General features: G+C 60.4%; 12 protein-coding genes. 6 read left to right on the forward strand and 6 right to left on the reverse strand.

Features of this window, described 5'->3' with window-relative positions; all coding sequences use genetic code 11:
- The 5 genes from ACNA0J_RS03635 to ACNA0J_RS03655 all read left to right on the forward strand — a co-directional run.
- Nucleotides 1-196 (forward strand): hypothetical protein (locus tag ACNA0J_RS03635; RefSeq protein ID WP_415816523.1); only part of this gene is annotated, 196 nt, incomplete at its 5' end.
- Nucleotides 197-448: 252 nt separating this feature from the next.
- Nucleotides 449-1,423, forward strand: coding sequence for a tripartite tricarboxylate transporter substrate binding protein (locus ACNA0J_RS03640; RefSeq protein ID WP_415816525.1), 975 nt, complete (start codon nucleotides 449-451; stop codon nucleotides 1,421-1,423).
- 81 nt (nucleotides 1,424-1,504) lie between these two features.
- On the forward strand, nucleotides 1,505-1,981 hold the full coding sequence (locus ACNA0J_RS03645; RefSeq protein WP_415816527.1) for a tripartite tricarboxylate transporter TctB family protein: 477 nt from the start codon (nucleotides 1,505-1,507) through the stop codon (nucleotides 1,979-1,981).
- Between the two features lie 4 nt (nucleotides 1,982-1,985).
- Nucleotides 1,986-3,494, forward strand: a complete 1,509-nt coding sequence (locus ACNA0J_RS03650) for a tripartite tricarboxylate transporter permease (protein WP_415816529.1) — start codon at nucleotides 1,986-1,988, stop codon at nucleotides 3,492-3,494.
- Nucleotides 3,491-4,576, forward strand: a complete 1,086-nt coding sequence (locus ACNA0J_RS03655; RefSeq protein ID WP_415816531.1) for an Ldh family oxidoreductase — start codon at nucleotides 3,491-3,493, stop codon at nucleotides 4,574-4,576. Before ACNA0J_RS03650 ends, ACNA0J_RS03655 begins: the two co-directional genes overlap by 4 nt.
- A 37-nt stretch (nucleotides 4,577-4,613) precedes the next feature.
- On the opposite strand, the gene ACNA0J_RS03660 is transcribed toward ACNA0J_RS03655, so the two are convergent.
- The 6 genes from ACNA0J_RS03660 to proC form a co-directional block, all read right to left on the reverse strand.
- The gene (locus tag ACNA0J_RS03660; RefSeq protein WP_415816533.1) at nucleotides 4,614-5,693 is read right to left on the reverse strand and encodes a sn-glycerol-3-phosphate import ATP-binding protein UgpC; all 1,080 of its coding nucleotides are present in this window, start codon (nucleotides 5,691-5,693) and stop codon (nucleotides 4,614-4,616) included.
- Between the two features lie 46 nt (nucleotides 5,694-5,739).
- Nucleotides 5,740-6,567: a sn-glycerol-3-phosphate ABC transporter permease UgpE gene (ugpE, locus tag ACNA0J_RS03665; protein WP_415816535.1), complete on the reverse strand. Its 828-nt coding sequence runs from the start codon at nucleotides 6,565-6,567 to the stop codon at nucleotides 5,740-5,742.
- A gap of 18 nt (nucleotides 6,568-6,585) precedes the next feature.
- Entirely contained in the window at nucleotides 6,586-7,467 is an 882-nt protein-coding gene (ugpA, locus tag ACNA0J_RS03670; RefSeq protein ID WP_415816537.1) for a sn-glycerol-3-phosphate ABC transporter permease UgpA, read from the reverse strand.
- Between the two features lie 189 nt (nucleotides 7,468-7,656).
- Complete coding sequence (ugpB, locus tag ACNA0J_RS03675) at nucleotides 7,657-8,970, reverse strand: sn-glycerol-3-phosphate ABC transporter substrate-binding protein UgpB (protein WP_415816539.1); 1,314 nt, start codon at nucleotides 8,968-8,970, stop codon at nucleotides 7,657-7,659.
- Nucleotides 8,971-9,173: 203 nt separating this feature from the next.
- On the reverse strand, nucleotides 9,174-9,752 hold the full coding sequence (locus ACNA0J_RS03680) for a queuosine precursor transporter (protein ID WP_415817110.1): 579 nt from the start codon (nucleotides 9,750-9,752) through the stop codon (nucleotides 9,174-9,176).
- Between the two features lie 125 nt (nucleotides 9,753-9,877).
- A complete protein-coding gene (proC, locus tag ACNA0J_RS03685) occupies nucleotides 9,878-10,711 on the reverse strand; it encodes a pyrroline-5-carboxylate reductase (protein ID WP_415816541.1) in 834 nt (277 codons plus the stop codon).
- Nucleotides 10,712-11,113: 402 nt separating this feature from the next.
- Between proC and ACNA0J_RS03690 the strand changes: the two genes are divergently transcribed.
- Nucleotides 11,114-12,229: a high-affinity branched-chain amino acid ABC transporter substrate-binding protein gene (locus ACNA0J_RS03690; RefSeq protein ID WP_415816543.1), complete on the forward strand. Its 1,116-nt coding sequence runs from the start codon at nucleotides 11,114-11,116 to the stop codon at nucleotides 12,227-12,229.
- Nucleotides 12,230-12,294: the final 65 nt, after the last annotated feature.

Raw genomic sequence — 12,294 nt, forward strand, 5'->3', positions numbered from 1 at the left:
ACGCTCCTTCGGTTTCCCTCGCTCGACTCCGAGGCGCGCCAACACGGTCACTGCCCCGCTTCGACTCACAGCATCTCTGATTCCCTCGTCGCTGGCACGAGCGGTCTACGTAGGCTTCGTAGGCGATGATTTCTGCAAGGACGAAGATCTTGCAGGGCGGCTATTCATTGGCGCCTACGGGCGCGCCAATGAATAGCGTTCGTGATCTGCATGCGAGGGCTTTGGCGTTGGTGGCAAACAGGAGATCTCTCGAGCAATGGGTTCTCGTAGGCCAGTAGGCGAATCGTTGATTGCTCTGCTAATAACGATCAATTAAGATGGTTTCACACTATCACAGAGCGTCTGTTGTTATTTCAAAATGAGGGTGCAAGTACACATTGCGCCCCTATCGTAGCTGACCGGATCCGGCATCCGCCGGGCATTCCACGAAGGACCTGGAGACAATACGATGAGGAAACACCGCTTACTTGGATGGGCGTTAGCGCTGTGCGCTTTTTCTCCGCTGGCATACGCGGATTGGCCTGAAAGGCCTATCACGATGTATGTGGCGTGGGGCGCTGGAGGAGGTACCGATGCCACAGCGCGCATCATCGCCTCGCTGCTGGAAAAGGAATTGGGCCAACCCGTCAACGTCGTCAACCGCACGGGCGGCAACGGGGTCGTGGGACATGCAGCGATTGCCAAGGCCCGGCCTGATGGCTATACGTTGGGCATGTTGACGGTCGAGATCGCGATGATGAAGCACCTGGGCCTGACGTCTCTGTCGCCCGCGGACTATACGCCGCTCGGGTTGATGAACGTGGATCCTGCTGCGGTTTCTGTCAGCGCCTCGTCTTCGTACAAGACGATGGGCGATTTGATGGAGGCGATCAAGGCGAATCCCGGCAAACTCAAGGCATCAGGCACGGGTCAGGGCGGTATCTGGCACATTGCGATCGCCGGTATGCTCAAGACCGCAGGTCTGGACCCAGCGGCGGTCCCGTTTGTGCCATCCAACGGCGCGGCACCGGCCATGTTGGAATTGGCCTCTGGCGGTATCGATATCGTGCCGACCTCCTTGCCAGAGGCGCGTCCGATGATCGACGCCGGTAAGGCGAAACCATTGGCGGTGATGGCCGACAAGCGCGAGGTGCTGTACCCCGATGTGCCAACGTTGAAAGAATCTATCGGCGTAGATTGGAAGATCGGCGTGTGGCGCGGCATCGCAGGTCCCAAGGGCCTGCCCGACGATGTCACCAAACGGATGGTGCAAGCGCTCGACAAGATCAATCACAGCAAGGAATACCAGGACTTCATGAAGCAGCGCGGCTTTGGCATCGGCTGGGCCGGCGGTGCCGAGTACGGCACATTCATGCAACGTTCGATGGATGATTTCGGGCAAGTGATTTCTGCTATTGGCATGGCGCGCCCCGCGCCGCAGTAGCCAATCGGCATCGTTGCCGCATCGCATTCCCCGGCCTGTTGTGTTGGCCGGGGTGTCGAACCCTCATTTAAAAGAGGTCCCATGAAATTCGACGATATTCGAATTGGGATTGTGCTGGGCGTTTTCTCTGTATTTACTTTCGCCGTTGCGCGCATGTTTCCCGTGATTCCTGGCCAGCATTTTGGCGCGAGTCTGTTTCCGACGCTGATTTCAATAGGTCTGTTTATTTGTTCTGTGTTGCTGGTGATCCAGGGATGGCGTGCGCGCCGTGCGGGCGCTGCGCGCGGCGGCTGGCCTGCGTGGTTGCGCGATCCGCTGGCGGTGCTGCGTTTTCTGATGGTGCCGATTTCCCTGGTGTTTTATTTCATGGCGGCTGATTGGCTGGGATTTTTGCCTTGCTCATTCTTGTTGCTGCTGGTGATGCAACGCCTGTTTGGCGTGCGCTGGGTGCGCGCGTTGATGGTGGCGCTGATTGTCTCGCTCGTCATTCATGTGATGTTCTACAGTGTGCTGCACGTGCCATTGCCGTGGGGTCTGCTCGAACCGTTGGCGTGGTGACATCATGGCATCTGAACATATCTATCAGGCATTGCTGCAGGTAGCCGACCCGTTTGTGCTGGGCGTGATTTTGCTGTCTGCGATATTCGGTCTGTTTGTGGGGGCGGTGCCCGGGCTGAGCGCGACGATGGCAGTCGCGCTGCTGGTGCCCATCACGTTTTTCATGGACCCGATCCCCGCTATCGCGATGATGGTGACGGCCACGGCGATGGCGATCACGTCCGGGGATATTCCGGGGTGTTTGTTGCGCATACCAGGCACGCCGTCGTCGGCAGCCTATACCGACGAGGCCTACAGCATGACGCGGCGGGGCTTGGCGGATCAGGCCTTGGGCGCGAGTATCGTGTTCTCGTGTATTGGCGGGCTGTTCGGCACGTTTGTGTTGATCACGTGCGCGCCGATGCTGGCGGATTTTGCGTTGAACTTTACGTCGTACGAGTTTTTCTGGCTGGTGGTGCTGGGCCTGTCGTGCGCGATATTCATTTCGCCATCGAGCACGCTGCGGGGCTTTGTGTCGTTGCTGATAGGGCTGTTGCTGGCCTGTGTGGGGATGAACAATCCTGCGGCGTATCCGCGTTTCACGTTCGGCAACGATGACATGCTCAATGGGGTGACGCTGTTGCCGATGATGGTGGGGATGTTTGCGGTGTCCGAGGTGCTGCGTTACGCCACGGATATCAGTCAGCGTCCGGTGGATATCAAAGGGCGCATCGGGAATATTTTCACGGGCATGGGCGGATTGATGCGCAAGTATCCTGCCAGTGTTGCGCGCGGCAGTGTGCTGGGAACCGTGGTGGGTATTCTGCCTGGGGCGGGCGCTGACATCGCGGCCTGGATGTCGTATGGCGTGAGCAAGCGTTTTTCGCGCGAGCCAGAGAAATTCGGCACCGGCCATGTGGAAGGGATCGTCGAGGCCGGGGCCGCCAATAATTCCGCATTGGCCGGCGCGTGGATTCCCGCATTGGTGTTCGGGATTCCGGGGGATTCCATTACGGCGATCGTGATCGGTGTGCTGTATATGAAAAATATGACGCCGGGACCGATGATTTTTACCAACAGCCCGGTCGAGATGTATGCGGTTTTCGCCGTGTTCGTATTGGCGAACCTCATCATGTTGCCGTTGGGTTATCTGGCGGTAAAGACGGCAAAGCAGGTGCTGAATGTGCCGCGCAATGTGTTGATGCCTATCATTCTGCTGTTCTGCATCGTGGGGACTTTTGCCATCAACAACAGCGTGTTTGATGTGCTGGTGATGTTGGTAATGGGCGTGCTGGCGTATCTGATGGAGGAGAATGACTTTCCGATCGCACCAGCTGTGCTAGGGGTAGTGCTGGGCGGGATGCTCGAAGAGCATTTCGTTTTCTCGATGATCAAGGCCGATGGGAATTTCTGGGCGTTCTTCAGCCGTCCGATTGCTTGCGGCCTGGGCGTTCTGGCAATCCTGGTTTGGTTGATACCGCTGTGCAAAGGCGTATATCGCATGTCGATGCAGAAAAGGAGCGTGACGGCATGAGTCATGATGAGGTTGGGGTGTATGAAGCTGGCGCGCTACGGGAATTTGCCGAGCGAGTGTTGGTGCAGGCCGGGATGCGTACAGATATCGCGGCTACCGTGGCCGATGTCTTGGTCGAGGGCGATTTACTGGGACATACGACGCATGGCCTGGCGCTGTTGGCCCCCTACGCCGCGGAACTGCAGCAAGGCCGCATGGCCAATGACGGCGAGCCCGAGGTCTTGTCTGACAAAGAGGCCGCGGTGTTGTGGGATGGCCGGCGTTTGCCTGGTCCCTGGCTGGTGTGCCGCGCGATTGATGAATTGCTGCCGCGTGCGCGCCGTTTCGGTTCGGCAACCCTGGTCATCCGGCGCAGCCACCATATTGCCTGCCTGGCCAGCTATCTGTTGCGCGCGGTTGAACAAGACATGTTGATCGTGTTGGCCTCGTCCGATCCAGCGGCACGCAGTGTGGCGCCTTTTGGCGGCACGCAGGCAGTGTTCACACCCAATCCTATTGCCGCAGGCATCCCCGCGGCATCACCGTTGTTGATCGACATCTCCGCGTCGATCACGACCAATGGCATGTCTGCACGTCTGGCGCAGCAGGGCAAGCAGTTCGACGAGCCCTGGTTGATCGATGCGCAGGGTCATCCCACGCGTGATCCGTCGGTATTGTTTGCTCAGCCGCCGGGCACTATCTTGCCCGTGGGCGGGATTTCCGCAGGGCACAAGGGCTATGGCCTGGCTTTGCTGATCGAGGCGCTGACCGGCGGGCTAGGCGGTTATGGCCGCGCCGACGGCGCCCAGGGGTGGGGGGCTACGGTGTATTTGACGCTGCACGACACAACGGGTTTTGGTGGCAAAGAGGACTTTCATCGGCAGATGGATTGGCTGGCTCAGCAATGCCGCGAGAATTCGCCTCGGCCCGGCGTGGACGCGGTGCGATTGCCGGGTGATCGGGGGCTGGCGCTACGGGCGCGGCAGCTCAGTCAGGGCGTGTCCTTGGACCCCACGATTGTGCCGGCGTTGCACAAGTTGTCCGAGACGTGGTCCGTGCCGATGCCGCCAGCGATTCAGGTGCGTGCAGACCGCAGCGTTTAGAGGTTGATCACGCCACGCTGATGGATTCACCGCATCATCAGAGTCGCCGGCCAGTCTCTACGTCGAACCAATGCAAGGCATGCTGGCCGTCCGAGTCCAGATGAATCGAATCGCCGGGTTTGAGCGGTGTGGCGGCCAATAGGCTGGTGGGACAGCGGACGACGATAGGCGATTGACCGCAGCGGGCGTGCAGGAGCTGTTCCGAGCCCAGGGTTTCGATCATTTCGACTTCGGCGGGGATGCCTTGGCCATTGAGATGGATGTGTTCGGGACGTATGCCCAGGATGACGGGTCGGCCACGCACGGCGGCGGGGACTTGGTCTGCGGGGATTTGCAGGGTGATGCCGTCCTGGGTCTGGACGCCGCCGTCGGCGCTGGTGTTGACAGTGATCAGGTTCATGGGCGGTGAGCCGATGAAGCCTGCGACAAAGGTGGAGGCCGGTTTTTCGAAGACCTCCATGGGAGTGCCGATTTGCTCGGGGACGCCCTGGTTCATGACGATCATGCGGTGGGCCAGCGTCATGGCCTCGACTTGATCGTGCGTGACGTACAGGCTGGTGGTGCCCAGGCGCCGATGCAGTTTCATGATTTCCAGACGCATGGCCACGCGCAGTTTGGCGTCCAGGTTGGAGAGGGGCTCGTCGAACAGAAAGACTTTGGGTTCGCGCACGATGGCGCGGCCCATGGCGACGCGCTGGCGTTGGCCGCCGGACAGTTGGCGCGGGCGGCGGTCGAGCAGCTTGTCGAGTTCCAGGATCTTGGCGGCGGCGTCGACGCGTTTGCGTATGTCGTCCTTGGAGAATTTGCGGATTTTCAGGCCGTAGGCCATGTTGTCGAACACGCTCATGTGCGGGTAGAGCGCATAGTTCTGGAACACCATGGCGATGTCGCGTTCGGCCGGCTCGAGTTGGTTGACGACTTTGCCGTCGATCAGGATCTCGCCGCTGGTGACAGTTTCCAGTCCGGCGACCATCCGCATCAGTGTGGATTTGCCGCAGCCGGATGGGCCGACGATCACGATGAACTCGCCGTCTTGCACGTCTGCGTCGATGCCGTGGATGACGGCGACGTTGCCGGCATAGGTTTTCTTGACGTTGCGAAAGCTCAGGGTTGCCATGAGATGTTCTTTGCGTAAGCGGCTGCCCAGGTGGTGGGCGGCACGGTTATTTTTCGGTATCGACCAAGCCTTTGACGAACCACTTTTGCATCAGGATCACGACCAGTACCGGCGGGATCATGGCCAATAGCGCGGTGGCCATGGTGATGTTCCACTCAGTGACACTGTCGCCGCCGCTGATCATGCGTTTGATGCCGATGACCACGGGATACATGTCTTCCTGGGTGGTGATGAGCAGCGGCCAGAGGTATTGGTTCCAGCCATAGATGAACTGGATGACAAAGAGGGCGGCGATGCTGGTGCGCGATAGCGGCAGCAGCACGTCGCGGAAAAATCGCAGCGGGCTGGCGCCGTCGATGCGCGCGGCTTCGACGAGCTCATCGGGAACGGTCAGAAAGAACTGGCGGAACAGGAACGTCGCGGTGGCTGAGGCGATGAGCGGCAGCGTCAGGCCGGCGTAGCTATTGAGCAATCCCAGATCGGCGACGACTTTGTAGGTGGGCGCGATACGGACTTCGACAGGCAGCATCAGGGTGACGAAGATCATCCAGAAAAAGAACATGCGCCCCGGAAAGCGGAAATACACCACGGCAAAGGCCGAGAGCAATGAGATGGCGATTTTGCCCAGCGAGATGACCAGTGCCATGATCAAGCTGACGTACAGCATGCTGCCCACGCCAGCGTTGGTCAGGGCGCGCGTGTAGTTCTCGACAAAGTGCGGGCCGGGCAGCAGCGACATCGGTGCGGCGGCGACTTCCTGGGCGGTCTGGGTCGAGGCGACAAACGTCACATACAGCGGAAAGGCGACCAGAGCCACCCCGCACAGCAGGATGATGTGAGCCAGGATGTCCAGCCAGGGACGGCGTTCAACCATGATGCGTAGCCTTTTTGATCAGTACTGGACTTTGCGGTCGATGTAGCGGAACTGCACGACCGTGAGTGCGACGACGATGACCATCAGCACGACGGACTGTGCCGCCGACGACCCCAGGTCCAGGCCGTTGAAAGCGTCGCTGTAGACTTTGTAGACCAGGATGGAGGTGGACGTGCCGGGGCCGCCTTGCGTGGTGGTGTCGATCACTGCAAACGTATCGAAGAACGCGTAGATGACGTTGACGACCAACAGAAAGAACGTGGTCGGCGACAGCAGCGGAAAGACGATGGTCCAGAATCGGCGCGTAGGTGACGCGCCATCAATCGCGGCGGCCTCGATCAACGAGCGCGGAATGGATTGCAGGCCGGCCAGGAAAAACAGAAAGTTGTACGAGATCTGTTTCCACACTGCGGCAATGAGCACGAGCATCATGGCCTGATCGCCATCCAGGCGCGGATTCCAGCCAATGCCCATTTTGCCGAGTGCGACGGCCAGGATGCCGACCGACGGCGAAAACAGGAACAGCCACAGCACGCCGACGACGGCAGGCGCAACGGCGTAGGGCCAGATCAGCAGGGTTTTGTACAGACCCGCACCGCGGATGACGCGATCAGCCATGACGGCCAGCAGGAGCGAGACTGCCAGCCCGACAAAGGCCACCAGCGCCGAGAACACGGCGGTGACGCGGAAAGATTCCAGATACGCCGTCTGGTTGAACAGATCAACGAAATTGTCCAGGCCTACGAATTCGGTAGATAGGCCGAAGACGTCCTGCAACTGGGTTGACTGCCACAGGGCCTGTCCCGCAGGCCAGAAAAAGAACACCAGCGTGACCGCAATCTGCGGCGCCAGTAATAAGTACGGCAGGGTCTTGTGTCGAAAGACGACGCGTTTTTCCATGAGGCAAGCCCTGGTCAGCTAGCAAAAAGTACTGTCAATGTAATTTGGAAATACGTATAACGGCAAAAAAAAGCCCCCACGCTGCGCCTTTGGCTTGCTGCCCCCCGAGGGGGCGTTTTTACCTTGGGGCGGCCCGGCGGTAAAAAAATACGGCGGCCCTCACCGAGAAAGCCGCCGTGATGACAGGTTTTACTTCACGCTTTTTTCGAATTTCTCGAGCAGCTCGTTGCCGCGCGTGACCATGGTCTTGATGCCGTCCTGGGCGCTGGTCTTGCCGGAAACGATGCGTTCGATTTCCTGGTCTTCGATTTCACGGATTTGCGGCAGGTAGCCCAGGCGCAGGCCGCGGGATTGCGCGGTGGTCTGGACGTTCAACTGCTTGACGCCGACTTCCGTGCCCGGGTTCTTGTCGTAGTAGCCGGCCTTTTTGGTTTGCTCGTAGGCGGCGACGGTGACGGGCACGTAGCCGGTCTGTTGGTGCCAGCGGGCAGCGATCTCGGGGCTGGCCAGGAAATGGAAGAACTTTGTCACTCCCTTGTAGACCTCGGGCGATTTCTTGGCAAAGACCCACAGCGATGCGCCGCCGATGATGGTGTTTTGCGGTGCGCCTTTGACGTCGGCGTAGTAGGGCAGGGTCGAGGTGCCGAATTCGAATTTGGCGTTCTTGGCGATGTTGGCGCGCAGACCGCTGGAACCTGTGATCATCGCGCATTTGCCGCCGATGAACAGCGAGTTGGGCTGGTCGCCGCGGCCGCCGTACATAAAGATGCCTTCTTTGGCGAGCTTGGCCAGGTTGTCCAGGTGGCGCACGTGCAGCGGCGTGTCGATCGCCAGGCGGGCGTCCAGGCCGCCAAAGCCGTTGTCTTTGGTGGCGTAGGGTACGTTATGCCAGGCTGACAGCGTTTCCAGCTGAACCCAGGACGGCCAGGACGTGGTGTAGCCGCATTCTTGGCCAGCGGCCTTGAGTTTCTGACCAGCGTCGGCGAGTTCTTCCCAGGTCTTGGGCGGTTTTTCGGGATCGAGGCCGGCTTTCTTGAAGGCGTCCTTGTTGTAGTAGAACACCACCGTCGAGCTGTTGAACGGCATGGAGATCAGCTTGCCGTCCTGCGACGAGTAGTAGCCCGCAACGGCGCCGATAAAGGCTTTCGGATCCAATGGCTCGCCGGCTTCTTCGGACATCTCCTGGACCGGTTTGACGGCGCCCTTGGCGTACATCATGGTGGCCGTGCCGACCTCGAACACCTGCAGAATATCGGGGGCGTTGCCGGCGCGGAACGCGGCGATGCCGGCGTTCATCGATTCGCCGTAGTTGCCTTTGTAGACGGCATTGATCTTGTAGTCGGGGTTTTTCTGGTTGAATTCCTGGACGAGCTCATTGACGCGTTCACCCAGCGCACCTTCCATCGAGTGCCAGAATTGGATCTCCGTCGCGGCGTATGCCGAGGTCGCGGCAAAGGCCGTCATTAGTGCGGCAAAGGTGAGGGCTAGGCGTTGCGGTCTCATGGATTTTTTCTCCGGGTTGCGTGCGTAGTGTGGCCAATGGTATTGGGCCGCAATGAACACGACACCTTATGTATGGGGTGTGACAGAGTTGTGACTTTTACACCACTGGGGGGCGCTGTCAAATATCTGTAGTAGCTTGAATGACACAGCGCTGCGAACGGCGCCGCGAGGCAGCCGCCGCACGGCGCGAAAGTGTCAGCAGGCTATCGAACGCCGCAGCCCGGCTGATCGCAGCCCGGCCTATCGCGGCCCGGCCGATCCAGAGGCTCGGGCCGGGCTAGATTCCACATGAGTGCGCGGAACGGAGCCAGCATGCTGACGTTGACGACCAGCTTGATGGCCAGGTCGCCGAGCATCCAGGTTATCCACGGCGTCCCGGTCGCGGCAAAGGCCACGCTGAAAAACACGGCGGTATCGAGCAGGGCGCCAACGGTGCCCGACAGCAGAGGTGCGCGCCACCAGCGCTGATCGCGCAGCCGGTCAAAGACCTGGATATCGGCCAATTGCGCGCAGATATACGCCAGCCCTGATGCCAGAGCGATACGGGGCGAGGCCAGCCAGATCGATACGGCGAGTGCGACGGCAAAACCGACCCAGGCGACGCGGCGCGCAGCGCTCGGGCCAAAACGGCGGTTCAGGACATCGGTGACCAGAAACGCGATCGGGTATGACAGTCCGCCCCAGGTCAGCCAGTCGTTGAGCGGCACCTGGACCAGGATGTTGGACCCGACGACGATCAGGCCCATGCAAAAGACGGCCACGGCGAACTGACCCGGCGTCATGGCCTGGAAATGGCGGGGTGTTGGTGAGCCTGGGCTGATGCTGGCCGAACCAGGCTTAGGGGTATTGAGGTTCATTGCTTGCATGGAGGGTATCTGACATCGGGATGTCAGATACCCCCTGGGGCTTATTTGCCGAATTCGTCGGCGAGCTCTCGCGAGCGCTGCGCTGCGGCTTCGAGAGCCTGGCGCACGGTGCCGCGCAGGTCGGCCTGCTCAAAAACCTGCAACGCAGCGGCAGTGGTGCCGCCTTTGGAGGTGACGCGTTCGCGTAATACCGAGGGCGAGTCGCTCGCCTGCTCGGCGAGCTTGGTGGCGCCAGCCAGCGTGCCCAGGGCCAATTGATGGGCCTGGTCGGGGCTCAGGCCAACGGCCACGCCGCCTGCAATCAGGGACTCGAGGAACAGGAAGACATACGCCGGGCCGCTGCCGGACAGGGCGGTGACCGCGTCCAGGGCGGCATCGTCCGCCACCCATACGACCTGGCCTACCGAGGCCAACAGGCTTTCGGCCAAGGCGCGGCCCGCATCATCGACGCCGGGCAGGGCAGCCAGGCCCGAGACGCCGGCGCCGACCAGCGCGGGCGTGTTGGGCATGCAGCGCACCAGGTTTTGCCAGGGCCGGCCGGGCTCGCCCAGCCACTCGGCCAAGGTGTCGGCACGTATGCCTGCGGCCACGCTAATAATGAGGGTGTCGGGCTGTAACCACTGACGTGTCGCGGCGACGGCATCGCGCAGTTGTTGCGGTTTGACGGCATAGAGCCAGACTTTGCTGGCTCGCAATGCCTCGTCCGGCGCGCCTGCAGCTGTCGCACCGCGTTGGCGCCAGGCGTTCTGGATGTCGGCATTGGGGTCGACGACATGCAGGTTGCCGGCGGGGCAGGTTTTCCCGGCGAGCCCGCTGGCCAGCGCCGAGGCCATGTTGCCGCCACCGATAAAAGCGATAGAGAGGTCGTGATTCATGGCGTGATTGTAGCTGGCAGCCAGGAAAATGGGCGCGAAACGTCAGTGTTTTCCAGGAGTATTTATCATTTGCAAGCTTGACGTAAGTAAGTTGATGAATACTTGCCCGCCTCTTTTTCCCAGGGCAGCGGGGGAGTTCGGTCATGAAGCGGCTGCGTGCGCAATGCCTTGCAAATAGGCGGCGCACCATGGCGAGATTGCTGCGATGCGTCCCTGAATATTGGGCATTACACGATATTGGGGATTACACGCAGTGACAGGGTGTCAGGCAGCTTTCAGAATACCGCCCACGCTGTACTTTTGCCCAAGAAGCCGGCAATGCACGTCTCTGGGGCCGCCGGGTATCCCCCGTCGATGCCAAAGCCGTACAACGCTGTCCATCCTATCGCCGGAGAATATCGAATGAAGCTTCTGCATCGCGTTAACCCCATCGCTTTGGCCCTGGGTTCGTTGCTGTTGGCTGGCGCTGCCCATGCAGCCGACACTATCAAGATCGGCATGCCCCAGCCCATGACTGGCCCCAATACTCAATACGGGACGCAGATCCAGGCCGGCGCGCTGACCGCCATTGAAACCATCAACGCACAAGGCGGTGTCAAGGGCAAAAAACTCGAAGCCATCCTGATCGATGACGGCTGCGAGCCCAAACAGGCCGTGCCTGCCGCGAACCGCGTAGTCAACTCCGGCGCCAAGTTCGCCGTGGCGCACGCGTGCTCGGGCGTAACGGTGCCTGCTGTGAACGTCTATGAACAAGAGGGCATCGTCGCCATCACCCCGGGGGCGACCTCGCCGCTGGTGACGGACACGACCAAGCCGCATTTCTTCTTCCGTACGATCGGCCGCGATGACCAGCAAGGTCCGTTCGCTGCGAATTACATCGCAAAAACGCTCAAGCCCAAGAAAGTCGCCGTGCTGCACGACAAGCAGACCTACGGCTCGGGTGTGGCCTCGCAGGTGAAGGCCTCCCTGGAAAAAGAAGGCGTGAACATTGCCCTGTACGAGGGTATCAACGTTGGCGATAGCGACTATTCGGCCGTGATCACCAAGCTCAAATCCGCGGGCGTGGACCTGGTCTATTTCGGTGGTTATCACCCCGAACTCGGCCTGTTGCTGCGCCAGTCGCGCGAGCAAGGCCTGAACGTGCAGTTCATGGGCCCCGAGGGTACCGCCAACCAGGATCTGGTGGCGATCGCCGGCCCGGCTATCGAGGGCTTGCTGGTCACGTTGCCGGCTGACTTTACCAAGATGCCCGGCAACGAAGGCATCGTGAAGGCCTTCAAGGACGCCAAGCGCGATCCGGACGGCGCGTTCCAGATGCCGGCCTATGCCGCCGTGCAGATCCTGGCCAAGAGTATCGAGGCCGTGGGTGAGGATCCCGCCAAGGTTGCAGACTATATGCACAGCCATTCGTTCGATACCGGTATCGGTAAAGTCGAATACGACGCCAAGGGCGACTTGAAAGACTTTGAGTTCGCCGTATTCAAGTGGGACAAGGACGGTAAGAAAACCCAGCTGTAAACACGCGAGGCCTTGGCTATCCGCCGAGGCCTGTCCGCACGCCCAGGTTTCCGGCTCCGGGTTGT

The organism is Bordetella tumbae, assembly GCF_965139195.1.
GTDB classification, from domain to species: Bacteria; Pseudomonadota; Gammaproteobacteria; order Burkholderiales; family Burkholderiaceae_B; genus Bordetella_A; species Bordetella_A tumbae.